This is a genomic window from Brevundimonas sp. DW-iso22 (assembly GCF_058725425.1).
Genome location: NZ_JBZXEB010000004.1, coordinates 425691 through 451236 on the forward strand (window position 1 = coordinate 425691; position 25546 = coordinate 451236).

A 25546-nucleotide genomic window follows, 5' to 3' on the forward strand; every position below is an offset into this window, starting at 1 on the left:
CTTGACCCCACAGCCGCAGCCCGATCTCGCGCCGCTTCGCCCCCTCGCCGGTTCCGCCCGCGCAGAGGACGGCCCGGCGCTGGCCGCCTGGCATGCCGCGTGGGCCGTCGCGGCGGCTCTGCTGGCGCTGGGCGGGCGATGGCTGGGTGCCGTCGACGGGGCCATCTTCTACGGCATCGTGGCCATGGTGGTGCCCGGTCTGATCGGGGTTGGACTTCTGATCCGCAACACCCAGGCCGAACGCCTGCTCCTGCTGGCCGCCTGGGGACTGGCCGCTGTCATCGCGGCATCGTTTTCGGGTGGACTGAGCGGACCTCTGGCCGGTTTCGTCTTTCTGCCGCTCGCGGCGGGCCTGGCCATGGGCGGATCGCGAGCCGTTCAGATCGGGGCCATCGGCGTGGTGCTGGCGGTCCTGTCGGGGCTGTTCTCCACCCTGCTGGTCGATGTCGGGCCGCACCGGCCGGTGCTGGCGACTGTCGCGGCGCTGCTGACGGCGGGAGCGGCTATCCCGGCCGTTCGTCTGTCCTGGCGACAGGGCGAGCGTCGACTGACCCATGCCGAGGCGGAGGTGAGCCGGCTTGAAAGCCTGATGGCCGCGCAGGGCAGTCTGACGCTGGTGGTTTCACCCGATGGCGGGGTTCGGGCCGCCTATGGCCGTCCGCCTGTGGGCGTGTCGGTCGATCCCCTCTTCGCCGAGGGCCTGATCGCCGCAGTCCATGCGCCAGATCGCCCGGCCCTGCTGGCCGCCCTGTCCAGGGCCCTGTCCGGTCAGGACGCGGCCGTGCGGGTCGCACCGCGCGGAGCGCTGGATCGGCGGCTGCAACTTCACCTGCGCCGTCTGGACGAGGCCGACGGCCCGCGCATCGTCGTCCAGGCCTTCGACGCCACACCACAGTATGCTCACGAACTGGGACTGGAGGCCGCGCGGTTCGAGGCCGAGACGCGCGAGGCGGGCAAGACCCGCTTCCTGGCCAATATGAGCCACGAACTGCGCACGCCGCTGAATGCCGTTCTGGGCTTTGCCGACATGATGCGGCAGCGCATCTTTGGCCCCCTGCCAGGCCGCTATGGCGAATATGCAGACAACATCCACGAAGCCGGTGGGCATCTGCTGGACCTGATCAACGATGTGCTGGACGTCTCCAAGATCGAGGCCGAACGCTACACCCTGTCGCTGGAACGGTTCGATGCACGCGAGATCATTTCGGCCGCCGTGGCGCTGGTGCGGGTCACGGCTGACGAACGCGGCGTGACACTATCAGCCGTCCTGCCGTCCGAGCCGGTCGAGGTGTCCGCCGACAAGCGGGCGCTGAAACAGATTACGCTGAACCTGCTGTCCAATGCGGTGAAGTTCACGCCCGCAGGCGGGGCCGTGACGGTCACCAGCGAGGCGGTCGGGGCGTGGCTGGAGCTCGCCGTGGCCGACACCGGCGTCGGCATCGCACCGGAAGACGTCAAACGCCTGGGCCGTCCGTTCGAACAGGCCGGCGCGATCGAGCAGCGCCGTCAGGGCACCGGTCTGGGTCTGTCGCTGGTGCGGGCCCTGGCCGAACTGCACGGCGGCCAGATGAGCATCGACAGCACCCTGGGCGAGGGCACGGCCGTGACGGTGCGCATGCCGGTAGCCGTGCCCGCGCGGGCTCCGGTGCCGGAGGGCGGGGCGGAGATCATTCCGATGCCGCTGGCGAACGGCGGATCAGCCTAGAGGCTACCCATCGCCAGAAAGGCGCGCCCGGCGCTGAAATCACCGGCGGTGAACCGGGCCGTCGCCACGCTGCCGTCACGGAAGTGAAACTCGACCAGGAAGGGTTCGCGTGGATCCAGCGCCTCCAGCGCCAATGTCGTCCGGGCCGGAAACCGCCAGGCCTCGCCTGACCGGCGTTCGGCCGCCAGCAGGCCTTCGTCCGCTGGCGACACGCCCGTGGCCCACAGGCTGGTGCGGACCGAGGCGGGCGGCAGGGCGTCATTCAACAGCCACGGGCGCGGCAGCAGGGAGGCGTCCCGCATGACCACCCGCGCTGCCACAGGACGCGGCTTGCCGGGAAAGGATACGACGGCGCTGAGCACGGGGTCGCCACCGCCGAAGCCGAACTGAACCGGGGCCGCCCCGCTGGCCGAGGCCTGCATCAGACGCCAGGTAGGGCTGGAATAGGCCGCGCGATTGGCGGACCAGCCCTCGAAATCCATGCGCGGCATGCGCGACCAGCCGGCAAAGGCATTGTCGACGCGAGCTTGAACAGTCTTCAGATCAGTGTCGCCGCATGACACAGCTGCCGCCCGTGATCGGGCACGGGCCGCCGTGGCCCTGAGGTCCGTCTGCGCCGCGCCCGATCGCAGGGCCGCGCCGCGCGCCTGATAGGCAGCGGCGGTCAGGGCGGCGTTGACGCGAGGCTGGAACAGGTCGCAGCGGGCGTCGGCGGCCAGCACAAAGCTGCGCTCATAGTAGGTTTGCGCCGGATCGGCCGAGGCCGGGACGGCCACGGCCAGCATGCCGCCCGCCACCACGGCGGTCAGGGCCGCGCGTGCTGGATGCCCGTCGCGCTTCGTCTTTTCGGCATTCTGCCCTATCGTCATGACGCGACCCTTAGACGCCCATGCGTTCCGGTCCGGTTTCCGAGCAGGGTGAACGAATTGCTTCTTTCCAGCGATCTGTGGGTGTCCGCCCTCATACGCCGCGCCGAGCTGGCCGGGTCGTTCGCTACCGTCGCGCGCAAGGGCGATGCCCGCGCCGGTACCGTCATCGTCAAGGCCTTCGACACCTCCACCCGCCGCGCCCGTCTTTATAGTGAAGCCTTCGGTCCCGATGGCGAGCGCCTGTGGATGCAGCCCGTCGAGAGCGAGTTCGAGAGCGAGCTGGACGCCTATATTCAGCGCCAGATCGGTTACGACCCCGACGTCTGGGTGGTCGAGATCGAGGACCGCGAGGGGCGGCACTTCATTACCGAGAAGGTGGCTGGCGAGCGTAGCTAACCAATCCTGAGCCGTGCGCTCGGTTGGTGCGAAATCCTTAACCCAGTTCGCAAACGGAACCGCAAGTGCATCGCGGTAGTGTCACTTCCAACGGGCCAGAAAGGTCCGGCCTGTGGTGGTGTGTTCCGATGCTGTTTCTTCTGAACGACGTGGTGTTCGACCTGGACGCGGCCTGCCCGGTCACGCCCGGCGACGCGCGCCGTTTCGAAACGCTGGGCCTGGACTATGTGCTGGAGCTGGGCTGCGAGCTGTTCGCCGAGGACCCCTTGCTGCATCTGAACGACCCGCAGCGCGCCCGTCGTCTGGCCTGGCTGATCCACGACCGCAGCCCGGAAGTGAATGCCGCCCTGTTCGCCGCGCCCGAGGCCGGTTGCGACCCCGACCTGGTCGAGCCACGCTTCTGCGCCCTGCCCGACGTCGTTCTGGGCCAGCTCCAGCGCAAGAATGCGCGCGGCAAGCTGGACGCCGTCGCCGCCGACCGCGCCGTCTGGAACCGCCTGGCGGCCTGATCAATCCTGGCGCCGAATGTGGCGATGAGGTGGGTTGAACCTTGATCGCTCAGGTGCCTATTCTGACGCAACTTAGGCGCGTCAGGGGACCATCACATTGTCTATCAAGTCTCTCGGGATTGGCATCCTGGCTGCTGTAGCCGTCTTTCTTGGTCTGGCGAGCTCTGCGCATGCCGAATGGCTAAAAGCAGAGACGAAACACTTCATCATTTACGGCAACACCAGCGAAAGAGAGATGCGCGCTTACGCTGAGAAGGTCGAACGCTTCGATAGCTTCCTGCGAACCTACTATCCGGCCCAGTCAGAGTACGAGATCCCCAGGCTGGAGATTTATCTGGCAAACGGTCGCCGCGACATGCTTCGGGCTGAGCCTCGCATTGGTCCATCGGTCGGAGGGTTCTATTCGCCGAACTCAGGCAGGATCCACGCCGTTGTGAACACCGAGAGCAGCAGGGGCGACCTCACTCTGTTTCACGAATATGGCCACCATTTCATGTATCAGATGATGACCAACGCCTATCCCTCATGGTTCGTGGAAGGGTTTGCCGAATACTATTCGACAGCGGATGTCCGACCGGACCGGATCCAGTTCGGTCGACATGACGAAGGACGGATGACCTACTTCGTGCAGCTTCCAGCCAACAGCTGGGCCCCGATGGCTGATGTCTTGAAATGGAGAATCTCTGACTCGGGTCGTTACCGGGCCGGTGATTATTATGCCCAGGCTTGGGGGCTGACCCATTATTTCATGAGCACGCCCGAACGCACCCGCATGCTGGGCCTTTATCTGGCGGCTGTTACGCAAGGCGAGGACTCGGTTCAAGCCATGGAGCGTGTCACCGGTCGAAGCGCAGCGCAGCTACAGAATGACATGCGCCTTTACCTCTCTGGGGCCATTCAGGTCCACATTCCGCAAGTTCAGTTTCCTACTCCTGAAGTGAAAGTCTCACGTCTTTCTTCTGAACAAGCCGAGCTTCTGTGGCTTGACCTCAGGCTGGACCGTGAACCAGTCAAGGTGGAAGTGTCAGATCCGCCCGAGGATGAAACCGACCGGGCACGCCAGCGCCGGGAAACGCTGATCAGGGAAAACGCTGAGGATCGGGCCGAGCTTATCCGGGCTGCGCTCGCCGCACACAACGGGAACGGCAACGAGCTTTTGCGTCTTCGCGTCGTCGCAAGGGGGCACAGGCTTGCCGGTAACTCCCGCGCTGGATTCCAGGTTCTGGAACCACATCTGACGCGCGATCAAACGGATCCCGATCTCCTCCGCTTGGCGGCGGAACTGCTTATGGATGAAACGGGGCCGGACACGGAAACATCCGAGGCCACAGGCAATCGACGTGAGGCGGTCGCTTACCTCGCGCGCTCTCTTGACGCAGACCCCCTGAATTTCCTCACCTACCGCGCGCTCAACGAAGCGCGTCGGGGGGAACCCGGCTACCCCAACGACAATGACCTCTCCACCCTGGACGTCGCCCTCAAGCTGGCTCCCCAATCCTTCGACATACGTATGAGGCTGGCGCGAGCCTATATGTCGCGCGACATGAACGCCGAAGCGATCGTGGTTCTGCGCCCGGTTGCGAACAGTCCCCACGGAGGATCCTGGTCGCGGCGAGCCAAGGCCCTTGTGGCTACGGCACAATCTGCCCTCGGCCAGTCCGTTGATCCCATCGTCCAGGCACCGGAAGATACGGCAGAGACAGAGGTTTCAGCAGACTGACGCTGCTGGACATCCGCTAGATCAACACGTGCAAAACGCACGTGTCCGGCGGCCAGGTCACATGATCATGTTGAAGACGACGTGCACAATCATCGCTGCAGCGATGATCACGCCGAACCCGGCCATCAGGCAGATCGCCGGATGGGGGCCGTCGCGGTGGGCTTGAGGGGGTTTGTGGTCGTCAATCAGGGCCATGTCCGTTCCTTCGTTTCCAAAGGCGGTGCCCGATTGCGTGACCGGGACGTCTCGCCTGCGATCACAATGAACCCGATAACCCTGTCTTGCCAAGGGGTATTCGCTTTCACTGACAGACCGGGCCTGCGTCCGCGCATCGGGTGACTTTTGAGGCGGTCCGCGCTAGGTCGCGCGGCTCAAGGAAACTCCATGTCGAAACTGACCATCGAACAGGAGGCCCTGCGTCGCAGGACCTTCGCCATCATCGCCCACCCGGACGCCGGCAAGACCACCCTGACCGAGCATATCCTGCTGGCGGGCGGAGCCATTCGCGCGGCCGGGGCCGTGCGGGCGCGCGGCGAGAACCGGCGCACCCAGTCCGACTGGATGAAGATAGAGAAGGAGCGCGGCATCTCGGTCAGCGCCTCGGTCATGACGTTCGAGCACACGACATCCGACGGCGTGGCCAAGATGTTCAACCTGCTGGACACCCCGGGGCACGAGGACTTTTCCGAAGACACCTATCGCACCCTCACGGCCGCCGACTGCGCCATCATGGTGCTGGACGCCGCCAAGGGGATCGAGCCGCAGACGCTGAAACTGTTCGAGGTCTGCCGTCTTCGGGATATCCCGATCATTACCTTCATCAACAAGCTGGACCGCGAGGCTCAGGACCCGATGGCCCTGCTGGACGAGATCGCGTCCAAGCTGCAGCTCGACCCTGCCCCGATCTGGTGGCCGGCCCAGAGCGGCAACCGCCTGCGCGGCATGGTCGAGATGGGCACAGGCACCTTCCAGCCCTATGCCCGCAAGATTCCCGGCGCGACCGAGGATGCCGGCCATCCCGAGGCCCTGCCCCTGGCCGAGGCCGAACGCTATTTCGAGCCGGGCGAGCATCAGGAGCTGATGGACGCGGCCGAACTGGTGACCGGCGGCTATCCGGCCTTCGACCGTCAGGCGTTTCTGGAAGGGCATATGACGCCCGTGCTGTGGGGCTCGGCCCTGCGCCATTTCGGCATTGACGAGCTGCTGGCCGCCATCGGCGAATGGGCCCCGCCGCCCAAGGTCATGAAGGCCCAGAAGGCCGCCCCGCCCGAGACGCGCAATGCCCCCGAGCCCGTCGATCTGACAGTCGATCCGGGCAGCAACGAGGTCACCGGCTTCGTCTTCAAGGTCCAGGCCAACATGGACCCCAACCACCGCGACCGCATCGCCATGTTCCGCATGGCCAGTGGCTCCTTCAAGCGCGGCATGAAGCTGAAGGTCCAGAACACCGGCAAACAGCTGAGCGTGAACGCGCCCATCATGTTCTTCGCCAGCGACCGCGAACTGGCCGAGGACGCCTTTGCCGGCGACGTCATCGGCATTCCCAACCACGGTGTCCTGCGCGTCGGCGACAGCCTGTCCGAAAGCGGCATGATCCGGTTCGCGGGCCTGCCGAACTTCGCGCCCGAGATCCTGCAGCGCGTCCGGGTCAAGGATCCGCTCAAGGCCAAGCACCTGAAGAAGGCACTGGACGGCCTGGCCGAGGAAGGCGTCACCCAGCTATTCCGGCCCGAACTGGGCAGCGACTTCATCGTCGGGGCCGTCGGCCAGCTTCAGTTCGAGGTCATGGCCGACCGTCTGGGCGAGGAATACGGGCTGGAAGTCATCTTCGAGCCGAGCCCTTACGCCGAGGCCCGCTGGGTTGGCGGCACCAAGGCCGACGTCGAGGATTTCGCCGGCAAATATCGCGGCCAGATGGCCACCGACATCGACAACGACCCCGTCTTCCTGGCCAAGTCGAGCTGGGAAACCGGCTATGTCGGCGAACGCTTCCCGAACGTGGCTTTCACGCGCACGAAGGAACGGGGGTAGCGAACAGCCGGGCTGGACTGTTCGTCGCATTTCGAGGCTAGATGACCCTCCATCACGGAGGTTGCCTTGATTTCGACCGCGCGCTTCATCGCCCTCGTTCTGGCCCTGCTGACGCTCGCCCCCTCTGCGGCATGGGCCGATTGGCGCAAGGCGGAGAGCGAGCATTTCGTCGTCTACAGCGACGGGTCCGAACGCTCGCTGCGGGACTACACCGCCAAGCTGGAGCGCTTTCACAGTCTGCTGCGGGCGCGGCTGGGGGGACCAGCCGTCAACGATCTTCGAAAGCTGCCTGTCTACCTTGTCGGAGACGCCCGGGCGCTGCGCATTGCCCAGCCGCAACTGCCGAACGGCATCGACGGCTATTACATGGCCAGCGAGAACGACATCTTCGCCATTCTGGTGCGTGGCCAGAGCGATGATCTTCTGCTGCACGAATATACTCACCACTTCATGGCCAATGCGGGCCAGGGCCGGCTGCCGGGCTGGTTCAGCGAGGGGATAGCCGAATACTATTCGACAGCGACCGTCAGTGACCGCGGGGCCGCAGCCTTCGGCATGCCCAATGCCGGTCGTCAGCAACGGCTGCAGCAGGGCCGTTGGCTCCCGATGGATCAACTGCTGCGCGCCAAGGGCTCGTTCGACATCGACACCGAGGCCGGGCGCAACATGTACTATGCGCAGTCCTGGGCCCTGACGCATTGGGTCCTGGCCGATCAGGGGCGGGCCCGGGCGCTGAACGGCTATCTGAACGCGGTGGCGAATGGGCAGGATCCGGTCGAGGCTTGGCAGGCGAGCTTCGGCTTTCCTCTGGCGGCGCTCGAGGGACAGCTGAAAACCTATGTTCGCGGTCGACTGTACTTTTCCGAGATGGAAATCCCGCCGATCACCCCGCAGATCACGGTGTCCACCCTGCCGCCGTCGTGGAACAGCGTGATTCTGCCCCTGATCAACGCGCGCAGCCCGCGGCCGGAAGAGACCGACGGCCCCGCCCTGCTGGCCACCAGTCGGGCCAATGCAGCCCGGTTCCCCGATGATGCGCTGGCCCTGGTCGCCCTAGGCCGCGCCGAACGTCGGTGGGGGGACGCAGCGGCGGCCGAGACGGCCTTGACGCGCGCGCTGGAGCTGGAACCCGCACAGGTCGAAGGCCTGCTGCTGCTGGCGGACATCGTCGAGGAGCGGGCCGATGTGGCGGCGGACGAGGCCGAGGGCGACCGTGAAAGGAGCCGCGCTCTGGACCTGCTGACCCGGGCACGAGAGGCGGGCCCCAAGGATTACCGTGTCTATGCCGCGCTCGCACGGCTGCGGCGCATGGCGTCAGACTATCCGACGCAGGACGATCTGATGACCTGGGCCATGGCGGTTCGGTATGCGCCCCAGGTGATGTCGATCCGGGGAGATGCCGCCATCGCCATGCTGGAGGATGAACGTTACGACGAAGCCGTGGCGCTCCTGACACCCATCGTCAACGATCCGCATGGCGGACCGGGCGTGCAACAGGCGAGGCAGCTTTTGGGCCAGATCGCATTGAGACGCGGACAGGCCGAAGATGAGTGAGGCCGTGGCCAGCTCCAATCCGTTTTCGACAGTCGGGCGGCAGTCGCCTATGCTTGTGAGCGGCGCTCACAAGTGGTCAACGGAGTTCTCATGTTCGCGCTGATTGCGACGACTTTACTGTTTTCAGTCGATCAAAACCCGCCGACCTCGCGCCCGCCTGCCCTCGGTTATACGGAAGCCCTGCGTTGTTCGGGGTTGGCCCAGGCGGCATCGGAGCTTGAAGGGGGCGAGAGCGGCGAGGGCCGTGCCCTCTATGATGCAGCCCTGTACTGGTCGCTGACCACCATTCAGGCCGGCCAGGCCGCAGGACGTGCTACAGCCGCGGTGGAAGCGGACATGACCCGCGCCCGCATTCAGGCGGTGCGCCAGTTGACAGCCCGGGACGAAGCGGCGCGGACCGCCCTGCAGACCTGCCGCGCGCGCACGCCGAACCTGGGCTGAGACCGCTCAAGGCCCGCGCAGCCTGTGTCATTCCCACGGTCAAGCCGAACCGGCTCGGTGGCGCTGCGTTTGCGTAGGAAGCCACCGGGGCGCATCCTTCGTCCCGAAGCGGGATAACGGAGTCGCCACGGCCATGTTCGAGTTCGGTCGAGACCTGCGCAAGCTGTTCGAAAAGGCGCGCGAGAGCGACGATCTGGGCTGGCTGGAGCTGATCGGCGCGGACCTGCTGGAGGCCGAGGCGAAGCGTGAGACCACGGACGCCGGACGGGTGTCCTGCGCCCGGCCTTTCGAAGCCTGGATGCGGGCGTCCTTCATGTGGCGCGAACATGCGCGGCGGACGGGATCGGCGGCGTCCCTGGAACGCGCAGCGTCTTGCGCGAGTGACGCGGCCCGGCATGCGCGGACATCGGACCAGACGGTGGCGGCGGGCCTTGAAGCGGGCGAGATCCACCTGGCGCGGTTCGACCTGTTCGGCGGGCCTGAGCGGCTGAACGCGGCCCTGATGGATATTCAGGGTCTGAGCCCCGAGAAAGCATCGACGCGCGCCTGGGCCGGGGCCCTGGGCGCTCGCCTGACCGCACGCCGGGCTGACCTGGTGCAGACAACCGAAGAGGCCGATCACGCCCTGGCGCTGCTGGACACTGCGCGGCGCGACCACCGCCACCTGTCCACCACCGTCGCGGAAGACCTGACGCTGGATTGGGCCGGCCTGGCCCTGCGTCGGGGTGTCGAACGGCGGGACGTCGCCCTGCTGGACCGGGTCGGACAGGACTTGCGAGCGCTGGTAGAGACCGCGTCCCCGGAGTACCGGCCTGTGACGCGGGCCCGCGCCCTCTGCCTGGCCGCCGTCGGGCTGAAGGCGCTGGCGAACTTGGCTAACGATATCGAGGCAGAGGCTCAGGGGCAGGCCCTGTTCGACGCCGCCGCCGACCAGTTCACGCCGGACCACAGTCCGCTGGACTGGGTCGCGGTGCAGTTGGCGCAGGGTGCCACACAGACGCCCCTGATGGTTCTGGCCCAGGCCGAGACCATGACGCGTGAGCCGGGCTTGATCATGGGGGCCATGGCCCGCGAGCGACGCATGGCCGCCGAGGCCGCTCTGGCCGAGGCCATGGGCGACGTGAAGGCCATCCAGGGACTGGAGACGATCGTTCGCCGCCGTCTGGCCAAGCCCGTCAGTCGCCCCCCGCTGGATTGGGCCGCCGACCAGATGGGCATGGCGCATCTGATGCTGTCGCGGGCGCGTCTGACTGGATCTCGGCCCCACGCGGTCGGCATGATGCTGGCAGAGGCGGCGACAACCGCGCGCGAATGGGGAGCCCTGGCTCTGGCCGAACAGGCCGAGCGGATCGCCTTCAGGATGGCGCGGGCCTAGCCGCCCACAGCAACAAATCCGCCATTCAGGAAGCCCGGCTTTCCATAGCAGAAGGGCGTGCCGTCCTCGGCCATGACCCGGCCGCCTGCGGCCTCCAGAACCGCCTGCCCCGCCGCCGTGTCCCATTCCGAGGTCGGGCCGGTGCGCGGATAGGCGTCGAACCGCCCCTCGGCGATCAGACAGAACTTCAGCGATGAATCCGTGCCCTGCCATTCGGTGCAGCCGTGGCGCGAGGCCAGGCGTTTGGCCTCCACATCGGTCATGCTGTGGCTCATCACGGCCATGGGTGCGGCCGGACGGTCGCGCACCTTGATGACCTGCCAGCCCTCGCCGAAGCGACGCCGGAAAGCCCCGCCGTCCGGATGCGAGCCGCTGCGCCAGGTGGTCGAAGTCGCGGGCGCGGTGACGACGCCGGCCACGACCGTATCCTTGTGCACCAGCGCAATGTTGACGGTGAAGCTCTCTTTGCCCGCCACAAAGCCGCGCGTGCCGTCCAGCGGATCGATCAGCCAGAACCAGTCACCCGTGATCGCGGGCGCGCCGCCGTCGGCCACCGCCTCCTCGGCCACAGCCTGCACGTCCGGATACAGAGCCGCCAGTCGTGACAGGATCAGGGCTTCGGCCTGCTGGTCTGCCAGGGTGACTGGACTGTCGTCGGCCTTGGTCATCGCCACCGTTCCAGCGCGCCAGAAAGGCAGAATGACCTGCGCCGCGTCCTCGGCGATGTCGGCCAGGGCCTCGGTCAAGGCTCCCGATGCGAGGTCGGCTTTCAGGTTGGCAAACAGGCGATCAGTCATTCGCGCTGCGATAGAGCATCCGCACGGTTTCATGAACCGGCAAATCAGGTCAGCGTCGTCGCATCCTCATAAATGACTGTCTCTAGGCCCGATGACCGATACCGACACGCTCTCCACGACGCGCCTGCATGATGCCCCCGCCCCCCGGATGCCCGATGGCCAGGACCTGGCCGCTCTGATCGCGGGCAAGCTGTGCCACGACTTCATCAGTCCGGCGGGCGCGATCTCGTCCGGGCTGGATTTGCTGAAGGACCCCTCGGCCCAGGACATGCGTGACGATGCCATGGGCCTGATCGAGGCCAGCGCGGCCAAGATGATCGCCCTGGTGGCTTTCGCCCGTGTCGCCTTCGGGGCGGCTACGACGGCCGAGAAATTCTCGGGCGGCGAATTGGGCGGCATCGTCGATGCCCTGACCGGCGGAGGTCGGGCCAGCCTGGTGTGGAAGGTGGAGGATCAGTCGTGGTCGAAGGCGCAGTCGCGGGCGCTGGTCAACATGGCCTACCTGACCATGGCGGCCCTTCCGTCCGGTGGCATCGCCACGGTGTCCAGCCGGGTAGAGAACGACCTGATCGTGTTCGAAGGCCTGGCGGAAGGCACCCGCGCACGACTGAAGCCCGAAGCGGTGACAGGGCTGGCGGGTCAGCCCTTGGCCGAGGGGCTGCAAGGGCAATGGATCCAGCCCTACTGGCTCTGGTTGACGGCGAATGATGCGGGCGGCGACCTGTCCGTTCAGGCCGAAGAGGGCCGGGTTATCCTCACCGTTCGCATGCCACGGTGATATCTTAACGCGCCTTGCCAAGGTTCCGTTAACCGGCACAGCCGATGATCGGGATGTTCACACACGCGGACGTTGTGGACGCTTTGCGGATTGGAGTTCTCTTGACCCCCAGAACCTGTCTGATCGTCGACGACAGCCGCATCATCCGCAAGGTGGCGCGCCGTATCGTCGAGGGACTGGGCTTCGAGGTCGACGAGGCCGGCGACGGCGCTGAGGCCCTGATCTTCTGTTCCTCCTCCATGCCCGAGGTCATCCTGCTGGACTGGTCGATGCCGGTAATGGACGGCATGGCCTTCCTGCGGCGGTTGCGCGTCCTGCCGGGCGGGGCAGGCCCCAAGGTCCTGTTCTGCACCATCGAGACCCGCGCCGAACGGATCGCCGAGGCGCTGGCAGCGGGCGCAGACGACTATGTGATGAAGCCGTTCGACGGTGATATCCTGACGTCCAAATTCGCCGAAGTGGGAGCCGCCTGACCTGATGTCTCCGGACGATTTCGATCGCCTGCAAGCCCTGATGTCCTCGCGTGCGGGGATGCGGCTGACGCGCGACCGGATGAAGCTTGTCGAGCATCGGCTAGGGCCCGTGGCGCGGGCGCAGTCGTTCGAGAGCGTCGAGGTCATGCTGGCGGCCCTGTGGGCCAAGCCTGTCGCATCGCTGGGCTGGGCCGTCATCGAGGCTCTGCTGACGCCCGAGACCTGGTTCCGGCGCGATCGCTCGTCTTTCGACACCTTCGCCAGCGAGCTGTTGCCGGCTCTGTCAGCCGCGCGAGGCGGTGATCCGGTCACCGTCTGGGCCGCCGGCTGTTCAACGGGTCAGGAGGCCTGGTCCCTGGCCATGCCGGCACTCGAACAGGGACTGGCCATCGAGGTCACCGGCACCGACCTGTCGCGCCGCGCACTCGAAAAGGCGAAATCCGGCACCTATACCGGCTTCGAAATCCAGCGCGGCCTCAAGGCTCAGACCATGCTGCGCTGGTTCGACCAGGTCGAGGATACCTGGGTCGCCAAGCCTCAGCTGAAGGCGGCGGTCCAGTTTGCCCGCTCCAATCTGGTCGAGCCGCCCAAGGACGACTACCGTTTCGACGTCATCTTCTGCCGCCATGTTCTGAGCGATGCCGAGCCGTCGCGTCGCGGGGACATTCTGGACAATCTGGAGCGGAGGCTGGTGGACGACGGCTGCCTGTTCCTGGGCCCCGACGAACAGCTGGGCGGCGATACCGTGGCCTTCCGCCCGGTCGCGGGTCGCAAAGGCCTGTTCGTCAAGGCGCCGTCTGCATTGAGGCGGGCGGCTTAATCTGCCCCGACCGCTCGTTCCGGCGACCCAAAGGGTGACGCTGATCCCATAGCCCGCTAGCCTGCGCCCATCTCGGGGGAGGAACAGCGCATGCGCTTGATCGCACTGATTGGATCACTGGCCGTGGCGCTGCTGCTGGCCGTGCTGGCCCTGCAGAGTCCGACACCGCGAGGGGCCGATGCCCCTACCGACACCTTCTCCGCCACGCGCGCCATGGTGGACATCCGCGATATTGCCCAGCGACCACACCCGATCGGCTCGGCCGACCACGCGCGGGTTCAGGCCCTGCTGGTCCGGCGGATGCAGTCTCTCGGGCTCGAGGTCTCGGCCCAGCGCGGCCCCCTGTCGCCCCGGGCCGTTCAGCGGGTGGAGCGCTCCGGCCTGAACCTGCCGCCACAGGCCCTGACGGCCACCAATCTGATCGGCGTCCTGCCCGGCAGCCGCCCCGACCTGCCCGCCGTCGCCATGATGGCCCACTATGACACCGTGCCCGACAGCCCCGGCGCGGCGGACGACACCACGGGCGTGGCGGCCATTCTGGAATCCGTCCGCGCCATCCGTGCGCGCGGCCCGGCAGAGCGGACGCTGGTGGTCATCCTGACCGATGCGGAGGAGCTGAATCTCGACGGAGCCCGCATCTTCTGGGGCGGCCACCCCTTGCGCGACCGCATCGGTGCGGTGGTCAATCTGGAGGCGCGCGGCGGCGGTGGGCGCGCCATGATGTTCGAGACCGGGCGCGGCAATGCCGAAACGATCGCCCTCTTCGCCGACATCGCCGGGCGCGTCGATGGCGGCGTCACCTCCAACGCCCTGGCCGTCTTCGTCTACAGCGTCATGCCCAATGGCACCGACTTCATCGTGCCGCGCGAGCGGGGCGTGCAGGGCATCAACCTGGCCTTCATCGGCCGCCCCGACCAGTACCACGCCCAGGCCTCCACGCCCGACGCACTGGACCTGGGCAGTGTCCAGCATATCGGCAGCCAGGCGCTGGAGATGACCGACACCCTGCTACGGGCCGGGACCCTCCCCGTCTCGACCCATGACAGTGTGTATGCCGACCTCTTCGGCCGGGCGGTGATCGGCCACCATCCGGCCTGGGGCTGGAGCCTGCTGATCCTGGCGATTGGCGCGCTGGGCATTGCCGTCTGGCGGGCGCGATCGCATGCGGGCCTGACCCTGGCCGACAGCGGGCGCGGTGTGATCGAGGCGGTGTGGTTCGTCGCTACCGGCATCGTCCTGACCCAGGCCGTGCGCCTGCTGGCCGGGCCGCTGTCCGCCAGGGCCGAGAGCGCCGAGGCCTACTATACCTTGCTGGCGCGCCTTCCGTGGATCGAGGCTGGGGTCGCCCTGACGGTGCTGGCCCTGACCCTTGCCATACTGGGCGGCCGGTCGCGGTCGGACCCGCGCGTGACGGCGGGAGCCATCGCCGTCGCCGCTCTCATGACCCTCGGGCTGGGCGGTATGGACTATGTCGTGCTGGGGGCCGCCGCCGTCGCCATCGTCTTGTCGATGCTGCCCAGGCTGGCCGTGCGCACCGTCTGGGGCGGTTGGAGCGGCATCATGGGTCTGGTCGTCGCCCTGGCCGCCCTGGCTCAGGCACTCGCGCCCGAAACCGCCTTCCTGTTCCTGTGGCCCGCCCTGCTGGCCAGCGTCGTCGCCCTGGTCGTGGCCTTCATCGATCCCGGGCTCACAAGGCGCGCCAGCCTCATCCCTGTCGCGATCGGGGCTGTACTCGGCGTCGGCTGGCTGATGACCCTGGCCCACCCCGTCTTCCTGGGCATCGGCATGGACCTGCCTGCCGTGCTGATCCTGCTGGGCCTGCTGATGCTGATGTTCGTCAGGCCACTGTCGCCCGAGCAGAAATGGGTGCGTCCCTTGCTGGCAGCGGGGCTGGCCATTCTGTTTCTGGCGGGAACGGTTTCCGGTGTTTCGCGGATCGCCGAGCCGTCAGCCGTCGTCAAAGCGAGTTGAGTGCCATGCCGACAGAGCCGCTCTTTCTGGAGGACATCGCTGTCGGCGACCACTTCGTCACGGGATCGCTGACCGTGACCGCCGAGGACATTCAGGCCTTTGCCCTTCAGTTCGATCCCCAGCCGTTTCACCTGGACGCAGAAGCGGCAATGGACAGTCTGTTCGGAGGTCTTGCCGCCAGTGGCTGGCATACCGCCGCCCTGACCATGCGACTGCTGGTCGAAGGGTTTCCGCTGGCCCGCGGGGTCATCGGTGCTGGCGGCGAGCTGGCCTGGCCTCGCCCTACGCGTCCGGGCGATGTCCTGACCGTGCACGGCGAGGTCTTGCAGATCACACCGTCCCGGTCGCGCCCCGATCGCGGCATGCTCCTTGTCCGCAGCGAGACCCGCAATCAACATGGCGAAGCGGTTCAGGTCTTCACCGTGAACATCGTGGCCTGGCGTCGCCCGGCCTGAGCGCGCACCTCAGCCCCCGTCGGTCCAGACCGTCTTGTAGAGGTCGAAGCGGCGGTCGCGCAGATTGCGCACCGTGCCCTGCGACTTGGCCCAGGCCAGGTCGGACAGGTCCAGGTCGGCCACGGTCACCGTCTCGACATTCTCCGACGCTTCGGCCGCCACCCCGTCCCGCGCGAACGGGAAGTCGCAGGGGGTCAGGATGCATGACTGGGCATACTGGATGTCCATGTTCTCGACATTGGGCAGGTTGCCGACATTGCCGGACAGGGTGACGTAGCACTGGTTCTCGATAGCCCGCGCCTGCGAGCAATAGCGCACGCGCAGATAGCCCTGACGGTTGTCGGTACAGAAGGGCACGAACAGCAGCCGTGCGCCCTCGTCTACCAGTCGCCGCGCCAGTTCCGGGAACTCCGAATCGTAGCAGATCAGCACGCCGATCGGCCCGCAGTCGGTGGGGATGGCATGCACCCGGTCGCCGCCCTTGATGTTCCACCAGTGGCGCTCGTTCGGCGTCGGGTGGATCTTCTCCTGCTCGTGCACCGAGCCGTCGCGCAGGAAGACATAGGCGACGTTCTGGATGTCGCCGTCCTCGGTGCGGGTGGGGTGGGAGCCGCCGATGATGTTGATGTTGTACTCGACCGCCAGCTTGCGCAGGGCCTCGACGAAGCGCGGCGTATAGCGGGTCAGGGCCTCGATCGATTCTTGGGGCGTCAGCTTCTTCTTCTCCAGCGACAGCAGCTGGAGGGTGAACAGCTCCGGAAAGACCACGAAATCCGAGCGATAGTCAGAGGTCACATCGACGAAATATTCGACGTTGGCGATGAACTCGTCAAAGCTGGCGACCTTGCGCGCCTGCAGCTGGACCGTGGCGACGCGGACCGTTTCCTTGACCGCAAAGGCCGCGCCCTTGCCGTGCGTCTCGGCATAATAGGGATTGCGCCACACCATATGGGCCGCGTGGCCCATGGAGGCGGAATCAGACGTCATATAGTTCTGCAACACGCCGACCGGCTCGAACCCGGCCCGCAGGTGAAACCCGACGACGGGATCGTTCAACTTCCTGGCCGTGACCGCATCCAGATAGTCCTGGGCCAGGGGATAGGCCGCCTTCTTCCGCGCCAGACCTGGCATCCGCCCGCCGAAGACGATGCCGCGCAGGTTCTGGGCCTCGCACAGGTCGCGCCGGGCGTCGTACAGCCGCTGGCCGATGCGCAGGCGGCGACGCTCGGGATCGACGCAGACCTCCATCCCATAGAACCAGTCGCCGACCGGATCATGCCGTGCCGCATAGCCGCCGCCCGTGATCTGGCTCCAGCTGTGAGGAGCCATGGCGGTGGCTTCATCGATGCGGAAACCGGCCGCATAGCCGACGATCTCGCCCTCATACTCCACGACGAACTGGCCGTCCGGATAGGCCGCGATCTGCCCCCGCAGCATGCCGGGCGTCAGCGACATCCCCTCCTTGTAGACCTTGGTCCCCAGGCGGGCGATCGCATCGACGTCGGCAAGCAGAGCATTGCGAATGCTCAGGACGGCAGGCTTGGCAGATTTTGTCATGGCCGCTTAACGCCCAGCTTGACTATTCGATCAACAGAAAACGACAAACCGATACGTCAGAAACGGTCGTACTCGAGCGGCGTCGGAAAAGAACATATTGGCAACCGGAACAAACCGTGCACATAGTCCGTCTCACAAGGGAGTGGGTCACGATCACAGGATCGAAGGCGGGCCTCTCCCTCTACGGGTACCGAACGGGAATCATGGCAAAGGAGGGTGGTAAAGTGGCTGCACAGGCGAATCTGAAATTGGTGGGCAAGGACGACGGCGACAAGCAGCGCGCTCTGGAGGCGGCGATCGCACAGATCGATCGCGCCTTCGGCAAGGGCTCGGTCATGAAGCTGGGCAAGAACGGCGTGACCGAGGCCATTCCCTCCGTCTCGACCGGGTCGCTGGGCCTGGATATGGCCCTGGGCATCGGCGGCCTGCCGCGCGGACGGGTGATCGAGGTGTTCGGGCCGGAAAGTTCGGGCAAGACCACCCTGGCCCTGCACACGGTGGCCGAAATCCAGAAGGCCGGCGGCGTCGCCGCCTTCGTCGATGCCGAACACGCGCTGGACCCCGGCTATGCCCAGAAGCTGGGCGTCAATCTGGATGACCTGCTGGTCTCGCAGCCCGACACGGGCGAACAGGCGCTGGAGATCGTCGACACCCTCGTGCGCTCCGGGGCCGTGGACATCGTGGTGGTCGACTCGGTCGCCGCCCTGACGCCCCGTGCCGAGATCGAGGGCGAAATGGGCGACAGCCTGCCCGGTCTTCAGGCCCGCCTGATGAGCCAGGCCCTGCGCAAGCTGACCGCCTCGATCAACAAGTCGCAGTGCATCGTGCTGTTCATCAACCAGATCCGTCACAAGATCGGGGTCATGTACGGCAGCCCCGAGACGACGACGGGCGGCAATGCGCTGAAGTTCTACGCCTCGGTCCGCCTCGACATCCGCCGCACCGGCGCGATCAAGGACCGCGACGAGGTCGTGGGCAACACCACCCGCGTCAAGGTCGTCAAGAACAAGGTCGCCCCGCCGTTCCGCGAGGTCATCTTCGATATCATGTACGGCGAGGGCATCTCCAAGCTGGGCGAGATCATCGACCTGGGCGTCAAGGCCGGTATCGTCGAGAAGTCGGGCAGCTGGTTCTCCTACGACAGCCAGCGGATCGGCCAGGGGCGCGAGAATGTGCGCAACTTCCTGAAGGCCAATCCCGACGTCGCCGACTCGATCGAAAAGGCCGTGCGCGCCTCCACGACCAAGATCGCCGACGAACTGCTGGGCACGCCCGAGCCGGACGAAGGTCAGGACCTGGAGGGGTGATCAACCGCGCTCAGGTAGCGAGGCTCCACGAGCCGAGCGGTAGCGCCCAACGAGATGTCAGCCTGACCTGACAAATGTGCACTATGTGCACTCGTTTTTTTTCCGAGTGCACTTCTTCTTCTCCGGTCGGGTCCAGGTGACCCGCCATGACCCTGCCGGGCCAGACCGGACGAAGCGGCCGCCCGATCTCACGCGGATCGGGCGGCCTTTTTTGTCGGAACTACCACTCGGGCGGCAGGTACGGACCATAGCTGCTGCAGACGTACATCGGAGTGGCTACCTCGAACCCGCTGGGCAACTGCGGTGTCGAGATATAGATTTGACTACCGGACCCGACACAGTTGTCTGAGCCCTCGCCAATCAAATTCGTCAGTTCCGCATCCGAGAAAACCTGACGCGAATAGGCAATCGGCGCACATTCGTTGTATCCGAAACAATAGATGCCCGGACCCGGATAATACTGCTGTACCGCCGGTGCCGGGGCGGCGGCGGTGAGCGAAACCGACATCGTCAGACCGGCCAGAACAATCCCAAGAACTCCACTGCGCATCTTACCCTCCATCGAGACCGGAATGGCCCCGACCGGATTAGGACGCGAAACAGAAACTACCAAAAGTCACATTGCCGTGTCGTTAAGACTCGTTAGGGTTGACGCTCGACCTCGGTGTTCTCTGCGATGACCGGCTGGCACTGCCGTACGGGCGTAGGACGGGCAAGTGGTGCGCCGTCGGGAAAAACCCTGTAAGAGGCGCGGCTTCCTACCCACTCCGCGCGTCAGACGAACACCATGTCCAGCCTGAAACAGATCCGTTCGACCTTCCTCGACTATTTCGCGGCCGACGGTCACGCCAAGGTGCATTCGTCGCCGCTGGTGCCGCAGAACGATCCGACGCTGATGTTCGTCAATGCGGGCATGGTGCCGTTCAAGGACTATTTCACGGGCGCAGCCACCCCGCCCTATCCGCGCGCCACCAGCAGCCAGAAATGCGTCCGCGCCGGCGGCAAGCACAACGACCTGGACAACGTCGGCTACACCGCCCGCCACCTCACCTTCTTCGAGATGCTGGGCAACTTCTCCTTCGGCGACTACTTCAAGGAACACGCGATCGACAGCGCGTGGAAGCTGGTCACGAAGGACTTCGGCCTCGACCCCAAACGCCTGCTGGTCACCGTCTACATCGACGACGACGAGGCCGCCGCGATCTGGAAGAAGGTCACGGGCTTCAGTGACGACAAGATCATCCGCATCGCCGGTGCCGACAACTTCTGGGCCATGGGCGACAGCGGCCCCTGCGGCCCCTGCACCGAGATTTTCTGGGACTATGGCGACCATGTCCCCGGCGGCCCTCCCGGTTCGCCGGACGAAGACGGCGACCGGTTCGTGGAGATTTGGAACAACGTCTTCATGCAGTTCGAGAAGGAGAACGACGAGATCGTTCGCAACCTTCCCAAGCCCTCGGTCGACACCGGCATGGGCCTGGAGCGCATGACCTCCGTGCTGCAGGGCAAGAACTCAGTCTTCGACACCGACCTGTTCCAGACCCTGATCGCCGCCTCCGAGGATGCCACCTCGACCAAGGCCGAGGGCGACCGTGCTGCCAGCCACCGGGTCATCGCAGACCACCTGCGGTCGTCGTCCTTCCTGATCGCCGACGGCGTGACCCCGTCGAACGAAGGCCGGGGCTATGTCCTGCGCCGCATCATGCGCCGGGCCATGCGCCACGCCCACCTGCTGGGGGCCGGTGATCCCCTGATGCACCGCCTTGTGCCGACGCTGGTCTCGGAGATGGGCGAGGCCTATCCCGAACTGGCCCGCGCCCAAGCCTCCATCGAGGACACGCTGAAGCAGGAAGAGATCCGCTTCCGCACCACGTTGGGTCGCGGCATGGGCCTGCTGGAAGACGCCACGCAGGGCCTGTCCGAAGGCGGGGTCATCCCCGGCCAGACGGCCTTCACCCTCTATGACACCTATGGTTTCCCGCTGGACCTGACCCAGGACGAGGCGCGCCGTCGCGGCTTCACCGTCGACACCGCCGCCTTCGACGCGGCCATGGAAGAGCAGAAGACTCGCGGCAAGGCCAACTGGAAGGGTTCGTGCCAGACCGCCTCGACGGGCGAATGGCTGGCGCTGAAGGACCGTCTGGGGCCGACCGTCTTCACCGGCTACGACGCCGTCGACGGCTCGGGCGAGGTGCTGGCGATCCTCAAGGACGGCGCGCAAGCCGACAGCGTCGAGACCGGCCAGACCGCCGAGGTCCTGTTCGACCAGACCCCCTTCTACGGCGAAGGCGGGGGCCAGGCCGGCGATAAGGGCGAGATCGAATGGAACGGCGGAACTGCCCGCGTGCTCGACGTCCTGAAGCCGACCGGCGACCTGTATGCTCACACCATCGAGGTGACGTCAGGCACCCTGTCCATCGGCACCCGCGCCCAGCTTCGCGCCGCGCCGGACGCCCGCCTGACCACCCGCGCCAACCACTCCGCGGCCCACCTGGTGCATGCGGCGCTGAAGAATGTGCTCGGACCCCACGTCGCCCAGAAGGGTCAGTTGGTCGATGCCGAGCGCATGCGTTTCGACTTCAGCCACAACGCCCCGGTGACCGAGGCCCAGATCGAGGCCATCGAGGCTGAGGTCAACGCCGTCATCCGCCAGAACCTGCCCGCCGAAACCAAGCTGATGGGGCCTGAAGAAGCCATCGCCGCCGGGGCCGTCGCCCTGTTCGGCGAGAAGTATGGCGACGAAGTTCGGGTTCTGACGCTCGGCAAATCCCTGACGGACGACAAGCCCTATTCGGTCGAACTGTGCGGCGGCACCCACGTCGCCCGCACCGGCGACATCGGCCTGTTCAAGATCACGTCGGAGACCGGCATCGCCGCCGGCATCCGCCGCGTCGAAGCCCTGACCGGCGAGGCCGCGCGCCAGTATCTGGAAGCCCAGGCCGGGGTCGCCCGCAAGCTGGCCCAGACCTTCAAGATCCAGCCGCTGGATGTCCCCGCCCGCGTCGAAGTCCTGACCACCGAACGCAAGACGCTGGAGAAACAGGTCGCCGACCTGAAGAAGCAGTTGGCCCTCGGTGGTGGCGGTTCGGCCAGTGCCGCGCCGGAAGAGATCAACGGCATCAAGCTGATCGCCCGCGTCCTGGACGGCGTCGACGGCAAGGGCCTGCGTGGCGTAGCCGAGGACTTCCGCAAACAGGTCGGCTCCGGCGTCGTCGCCCTGATCGGCGTCACCGACGGCAAGGCCGCGATCACGGTGGCGGCGACCTCGGACGTGACGGATCGCGTCAACGCCGCCGACCTGGCCCGCGCCGCCGTTCTGGCACTGGGCGGTCAGGGCGCCGGTGGCAAGCCCGACTTTGCCCAGGGCGGTGCTCCGGATGGGTCGCGGGCCGAAGAGGGTCTGGCGGCGGTGCGGGCGGCACTGGCGGGCTAAGGCTCTCCCTACTCCGCTCATCCCGGCGAAAGCCGGGACCCAGTGCTTTGGGTGAACGGTAGCCAGGCCATGGCCCTAAGCCTCAGTCCTGAAACGCCAACGTCAGGCTAGACAGAACTGGGTCCCGGCTTTCGCCGGGATGAGCGGGCTCTAGGGGTTCAAGGTTCCGTCCGTAGATCCACCGCCGCCAGCTGCCATGTGAACCAGCCGCGCCGCTCCAGCAGCAGGGCCAGACTGTTCTCCGGTCGGTCGCGGTCGGTCAGGGTGATGGCGAAGACGTCCAGGCTGCGGTAGCCCCAGGCCTTATGCAGATTGGGCTCCTTGCGATCCGCAGCAGAGTCCGGCGGGGGCGTTCCGTCAGCCTCCGGAGCCCGCGCCGTCGTCACCATGGCGGCCACGCCCTGCGGCGTGACCACCGTATCGACCGCGCCCGAGATGAACATAGGGGCCAGCATGGTGGTCAGCCCCCCTAGGCCGTTCTCGACCACACGCGGATCGTTGCGCATCTCGGCGACCAGCAGGTCGTTCAGCTCGCCCTTCATGCTCTCGCGCAGGGCGGGGAAGTCGACCAGCCGCTCCAGCGCCGCCTCGTCTCCGCGCTCGGCCGCGCGGATGATGGCCTTGCCCGCCAGCACGGGCGACGCAGCCCACAGGCCGGCCAACACGACGACTCCGGCAATGATGACGCCGGTTACTACCTTCTTGATCATGGGTCCCTCTGGCGTCGAAACGCCCCCTGACGGCTAGGGTTGCCAGAAGTCAGGGCGTCGCGCCAGCGGCAGAGCCAGTCGCGGCTGGCGGCAAGCCGATATGCACCAGTCGCCACTCGAACGGACCGGTCCGCGCGAAGGTGAAGATGGTCTGCACGCCTGCCTCGTTCCGTACCGCCAGCCGCGTGCGGTTCACGCCCCAATAGGCCAGGCGGGGCATGGGCTCGCGCGGCTCGGCCGCCACCGCCCCACGCGACGCGGCCCTGCCCTCGCCCCGGCTCAAGGCCGCGAGCGCTGCAGGGCTCAGATAGAGGTCCGGGTTCGGACGGGCCGCCACGGGCCGCACCTGCTCGAACTGGCGGCGCATGGATTCGATCGGGTTTTCCAGGAACGACGGTGCGGGGGCCACGACGGCCGGGTTGCCGGCCATCTGCGGTCGCAGGCTGCGGCGCACCTCGGCGAAGTCGATCAGCCGCACCAGTCCCTGTTCGTCGCGCGCATCCGCTGCCGACCGGATGCCGTAGAAGGCCACGACCGGGGCCACGAAGAAGCTGATCCCCGCCACGATGACGGCCAGCAGCAGAAGATTGCGGATCAGTCGGCCCAAAGGCTTGCCCCCTTCGCCTCCAATGGCGGAAGCGGGACCACAACGCGCCGCTGTCCGACCCGTTCAAACACAAACCCCGCCGGACGCAAATCCGGCGGGGTTGAATGAAGTCCTGCGCTCAAGCAGCGCGAAACCGCGTGGTGAGCGGTAGCGCCCTAAATCAGGCCGCCATCGCCTTGGTCAGGTTTTCGGCGACCTTGTCGATGAAGCCTTCGGTGGTCAGCCAGCCTTGCTGATCGCCGACCAGCAGGGCCAGGTCCTTGGTCATGTGACCGGCCTCGACCGTCTCGACCACGACCCGCTCCAGGGTCTCGGCGAACCTGGCCAGTTCGGCGTTGTCGTCCAGCTTTGCCCGGTGCGCAAAGCCGCGCGTCCAGGCGTAGATGGAGGCGATGGAGTTGGTCGAGGTCGCCTCGCCCTTCTGATGCTGGCGATAGTGGCGGGTCACGGTGCCGTGGGCGGCCTCGGATTCCAGCACCTTGCCGTCCGGCGTCATCAGGACCGAGGTCATCAGGCCCAGCGAGCCGAAGCCTTGCGCCACGATGTCGGACTGGACGTCGCCGTCGTAGTTCTTGCACGCCCAGACGAAGCCACCCGACCACTTGATGGCCGCGGCCACCATGTCGTCGATCAGGCGGTGCTCATAGGTCAGGCCCTTGGCCTTGAAGTCGGCGGCGAACTCCTTGTCGAAGACGTCCTGGAAGATGTCCTTGAAGCGGCCGTCATAGGCTTTCAGGATCGTATTCTTGGTCGACAGATAGACCGGATAGTTGCGCTGCAGGCCGAACGAGAAGCTGGCGCGGGCGAACTCGGTGATCGAGTCATCCAGGTTGTACATGCCCATGGCCACGCCGGCCGAGGGGAAGTCGAAGACCTCATAGTTCTGCTCTTCGCCATTGGCGCCGACCCACTTCATGGTCAGCTTGCCGGGACCAGGCACCAGGAAGTCGGTCGCCTTGTACTGGTCACCGAAAGCGTGACGGCCGACAACGATGGGCTGGGTCCAGCCGGGCACCAGGCGCGGCACGTTCGAGCAGATGATCGGCTCGCGGAAGACGACGCCGCCCAGGATGTTGCGGATCGTGCCGTTGGGCGACTTCCACATCTTCTTCAGGCCAAACTCCTGAACGCGAGCCTCGTCCGGGGTGATGGTGGCGCATTTGACGCCGACGCCGTGCTTCTGGATGGCCTTGGCCGCGTCAATCGTCACCTGATCGTCGGTGGCGTCGCGGTGCTCCATGCCCAGGTCGTAATAGTCCAGCTCGAGATCCAGGAACGGGAAGACCAGCTTGTCCTTGATCATCTGCCAGATGATACGGGTCATTTCGTCGCCGTCGATGTCGACGATGGGGTTAGCGACCTTGATCTTGGCCATGCGTGGATGCCTCTGACTGATGATGGGGAGTTCAGGGCGGCGGTATAGCGGTCGGGGACGCGGGCGCAAACCCCGACCAAAAGCCATCAGGCCACCGCTGCGTTAACCACGTCTCGAAAAAACCTTCCACGGCCAAGGTGAACGCCCGGGGTACGGCATCGTTTTGCCCCCATGAACGTGCGTGGGGGCCTTCCAATGGATGAAGAGATGAAGCGGCTGGTCGACCGTTGGGTCGCGGTCTTTCTCGAAATGCCGGTGCTGCTGGATGCAAACCTGATGCGCCCGATGCTGGCCGAGGCCGAGCGTCGGCTGGCCGAGGAGGCTGAAACCGTCGAGCCGAAGATGGCGGCGTCGGTCACCCGCTGAACGCTTTGACCACCACTGGCGTTGGTGGGTCACACCACCGCTCAGGGACCCGATCATGACCGAGAAAACCTTCAAGGCCGGCGACACCGTGAAATGGGACCACAGCCAGGGCACGACCCAGGGCAAAGTGGTCAAGAAGGTCACCAGCCCCACCCGGATCAAGGGCCACAAGGTCGCCGCCTCCAAGGACAATCCGGAATACGTCGTCCAGAGCGAGAAGACCGGGGCCAAGGCGGCCCACAAGCCTACAGAGCTTCGCAAGGCCTGAGCCTCACGGTCCATTCGTCTGCCAAACAC

The 25546-nt window shown here is 66.2% G+C and carries 25 protein-coding genes; 17 read left to right on the forward strand and 8 right to left on the reverse strand.

From position 1 onward, the window contains the following. Nucleotide 1 precedes the first annotated feature (1 nt). Entirely contained in the window at nucleotides 2-1705 is a 1704-nt protein-coding gene (locus AC4PRM_RS08445) for a sensor histidine kinase (RefSeq protein WP_487922449.1), read from the forward strand. On the opposite strand, the gene AC4PRM_RS08450 is transcribed toward AC4PRM_RS08445, so the two are convergent. Beyond that, nucleotides 1702-2574 (reverse strand): hypothetical protein, encoded by an 873-nt coding sequence (locus AC4PRM_RS08450; RefSeq protein WP_492039511.1) that lies wholly within the window; start codon nucleotides 2572-2574, stop codon nucleotides 1702-1704. The genes AC4PRM_RS08445 and AC4PRM_RS08450 overlap by 4 nt on opposite strands. Nucleotides 2575-2631: 57 nt before the next feature. Here AC4PRM_RS08450 and AC4PRM_RS08455 point away from each other — a divergent pair, with 57 nt between their 5' ends. The 3 genes from AC4PRM_RS08455 to AC4PRM_RS08465 all read left to right on the forward strand — a co-directional run bounded on the left by AC4PRM_RS08455 (nucleotide 2632) and on the right by AC4PRM_RS08465 (nucleotide 5199). Beyond that, the gene (locus AC4PRM_RS08455) at nucleotides 2632-2970 is read left to right on the forward strand and encodes a DUF1491 family protein (protein WP_487922447.1); all 339 of its coding nucleotides are present in this window, start codon (nucleotides 2632-2634) and stop codon (nucleotides 2968-2970) included. Nucleotides 2971-3098: 128 nt separating this feature from the next. Then, nucleotides 3099-3479, forward strand: coding sequence for a hypothetical protein (locus tag AC4PRM_RS08460; protein ID WP_373258294.1), 381 nt, complete (start codon nucleotides 3099-3101; stop codon nucleotides 3477-3479). A 97-nt stretch (nucleotides 3480-3576) separates the two neighbouring features. Beyond that, nucleotides 3577-5199 (forward strand): DUF1570 domain-containing protein, encoded by a 1623-nt coding sequence (locus AC4PRM_RS08465; RefSeq protein WP_492039512.1) that lies wholly within the window; start codon nucleotides 3577-3579, stop codon nucleotides 5197-5199. Nucleotides 5200-5256: 57 nt separating this feature from the next. On the opposite strand, the gene AC4PRM_RS08470 is transcribed toward AC4PRM_RS08465, so the two are convergent. Further along, a complete protein-coding gene (locus tag AC4PRM_RS08470; protein ID WP_373258296.1) occupies nucleotides 5257-5394 on the reverse strand; it encodes a hypothetical protein in 138 nt (45 codons plus the stop codon). 189 nt (nucleotides 5395-5583) lie between these two features. On the opposite strand from AC4PRM_RS08470, the gene AC4PRM_RS08475 reads away from it, so the two are divergent. The 4 genes from AC4PRM_RS08475 (at nucleotide 5584) to AC4PRM_RS08490 (ending at nucleotide 10600) form a co-directional block, all read left to right on the forward strand. Beyond that, nucleotides 5584-7230, forward strand: coding sequence for a peptide chain release factor 3 (locus AC4PRM_RS08475; protein WP_487922445.1), 1647 nt, complete (start codon nucleotides 5584-5586; stop codon nucleotides 7228-7230). Between the two features lie 66 nt (nucleotides 7231-7296). After that, the gene (locus tag AC4PRM_RS08480; protein ID WP_492039513.1) at nucleotides 7297-8784 is read left to right on the forward strand and encodes a DUF1570 domain-containing protein; all 1488 of its coding nucleotides are present in this window, start codon (nucleotides 7297-7299) and stop codon (nucleotides 8782-8784) included. Between the two features lie 90 nt (nucleotides 8785-8874). Beyond that, nucleotides 8875-9225 carry a hypothetical protein gene (locus AC4PRM_RS08485; RefSeq protein WP_492039514.1) on the forward strand — a complete coding sequence of 117 codons (351 nt, stop codon included), beginning with the start codon at nucleotides 8875-8877 and terminating at the stop codon, nucleotides 9223-9225. Between the two features lie 133 nt (nucleotides 9226-9358). Next, nucleotides 9359-10600 (forward strand): hypothetical protein, encoded by a 1242-nt coding sequence (locus AC4PRM_RS08490; protein WP_492039515.1) that lies wholly within the window; start codon nucleotides 9359-9361, stop codon nucleotides 10598-10600. Here AC4PRM_RS08490 and cysQ read toward each other — a convergent pair. Next, complete coding sequence (gene cysQ, locus AC4PRM_RS08495) at nucleotides 10597-11397, reverse strand: 3'(2'),5'-bisphosphate nucleotidase CysQ (RefSeq protein WP_492039516.1); 801 nt, start codon at nucleotides 11395-11397, stop codon at nucleotides 10597-10599. The two genes, AC4PRM_RS08490 and cysQ, sit on opposite strands and share 4 nt — an antisense overlap. A 91-nt stretch (nucleotides 11398-11488) precedes the next feature. Between cysQ and chpT the strand changes: the two genes are divergently transcribed. The 5 genes from chpT (at nucleotide 11489) to AC4PRM_RS08520 (ending at nucleotide 15894) form a co-directional block, all read left to right on the forward strand. After that, nucleotides 11489-12175: a histidine phosphotransferase ChpT gene (chpT, locus tag AC4PRM_RS08500; RefSeq protein WP_373258301.1), complete on the forward strand. Its 687-nt coding sequence runs from the start codon at nucleotides 11489-11491 to the stop codon at nucleotides 12173-12175. Nucleotides 12176-12228: 53 nt separating this feature from the next. Then, entirely contained in the window at nucleotides 12229-12648 is a 420-nt protein-coding gene (locus AC4PRM_RS08505) for a response regulator (RefSeq protein WP_373258302.1), read from the forward strand. Between the two features lie 4 nt (nucleotides 12649-12652). Then, nucleotides 12653-13468: a CheR family methyltransferase gene (locus tag AC4PRM_RS08510; protein WP_492039517.1), complete on the forward strand. Its 816-nt coding sequence runs from the start codon at nucleotides 12653-12655 to the stop codon at nucleotides 13466-13468. Nucleotides 13469-13558: 90 nt separating this feature from the next. Continuing rightward, nucleotides 13559-15439 carry a M20/M25/M40 family metallo-hydrolase gene (locus tag AC4PRM_RS08515; RefSeq protein ID WP_492039518.1) on the forward strand — a complete coding sequence of 627 codons (1881 nt, stop codon included), beginning with the start codon at nucleotides 13559-13561 and terminating at the stop codon, nucleotides 15437-15439. Nucleotides 15440-15444: 5 nt separating this feature from the next. Further along, a complete protein-coding gene (locus AC4PRM_RS08520; protein WP_492039519.1) occupies nucleotides 15445-15894 on the forward strand; it encodes a MaoC family dehydratase in 450 nt (149 codons plus the stop codon). Nucleotides 15895-15903: 9 nt separating this feature from the next. Here the strand turns inward: AC4PRM_RS08520 and AC4PRM_RS08525 are convergent, their stop codons facing one another. Further along, the gene (locus AC4PRM_RS08525; protein WP_492039520.1) at nucleotides 15904-17451 is read right to left on the reverse strand and encodes a GNAT family N-acetyltransferase; all 1548 of its coding nucleotides are present in this window, start codon (nucleotides 17449-17451) and stop codon (nucleotides 15904-15906) included. A gap of 224 nt (nucleotides 17452-17675) precedes the next feature. Between AC4PRM_RS08525 and recA the strand changes: the two genes are divergently transcribed. After that, entirely contained in the window at nucleotides 17676-18758 is a 1083-nt protein-coding gene (recA, locus tag AC4PRM_RS08530; protein WP_373258306.1) for a recombinase RecA, read from the forward strand. A 220-nt stretch (nucleotides 18759-18978) separates the two neighbouring features. Here recA and AC4PRM_RS08535 read toward each other — a convergent pair whose 3' ends face one another. Next, on the reverse strand, nucleotides 18979-19308 hold the full coding sequence (locus tag AC4PRM_RS08535; protein ID WP_487922435.1) for a hypothetical protein: 330 nt from the start codon (nucleotides 19306-19308) through the stop codon (nucleotides 18979-18981). A gap of 237 nt (nucleotides 19309-19545) precedes the next feature. On the opposite strand from AC4PRM_RS08535, the gene alaS reads away from it, so the two are divergent. Further along, a complete protein-coding gene (gene alaS / locus AC4PRM_RS08540; protein WP_492039521.1) occupies nucleotides 19546-22191 on the forward strand; it encodes an alanine--tRNA ligase in 2646 nt (881 codons plus the stop codon). A gap of 158 nt (nucleotides 22192-22349) precedes the next feature. On the opposite strand, the gene AC4PRM_RS08545 is transcribed toward alaS, so the two are convergent. From AC4PRM_RS08545 to AC4PRM_RS08555, 3 genes are all read right to left on the reverse strand, one after another. Continuing rightward, nucleotides 22350-22901 carry a DUF2939 domain-containing protein gene (locus AC4PRM_RS08545; RefSeq protein ID WP_492039522.1) on the reverse strand — a complete coding sequence of 184 codons (552 nt, stop codon included), beginning with the start codon at nucleotides 22899-22901 and terminating at the stop codon, nucleotides 22350-22352. Between the two features lie 49 nt (nucleotides 22902-22950). After that, nucleotides 22951-23508, reverse strand: a complete 558-nt coding sequence (locus AC4PRM_RS08550) for a DUF2939 domain-containing protein (RefSeq protein ID WP_492039523.1) — start codon at nucleotides 23506-23508, stop codon at nucleotides 22951-22953. Between the two features lie 160 nt (nucleotides 23509-23668). Beyond that, entirely contained in the window at nucleotides 23669-24883 is a 1215-nt protein-coding gene (locus AC4PRM_RS08555; protein ID WP_373258311.1) for an NADP-dependent isocitrate dehydrogenase, read from the reverse strand. 207 nt (nucleotides 24884-25090) lie between these two features. Here AC4PRM_RS08555 and AC4PRM_RS08560 point away from each other — a divergent pair, with 207 nt between their 5' ends. Next, on the forward strand, nucleotides 25091-25249 hold the full coding sequence (locus tag AC4PRM_RS08560) for a hypothetical protein (RefSeq protein ID WP_373258312.1): 159 nt from the start codon (nucleotides 25091-25093) through the stop codon (nucleotides 25247-25249). A 55-nt stretch (nucleotides 25250-25304) separates the two neighbouring features. Next, on the forward strand, nucleotides 25305-25517 hold the full coding sequence (locus AC4PRM_RS08565) for a hypervirulence associated TUDOR domain-containing protein (protein ID WP_373258313.1): 213 nt from the start codon (nucleotides 25305-25307) through the stop codon (nucleotides 25515-25517). The last annotated feature ends 29 nt before the right edge of the window (nucleotides 25518-25546 follow it).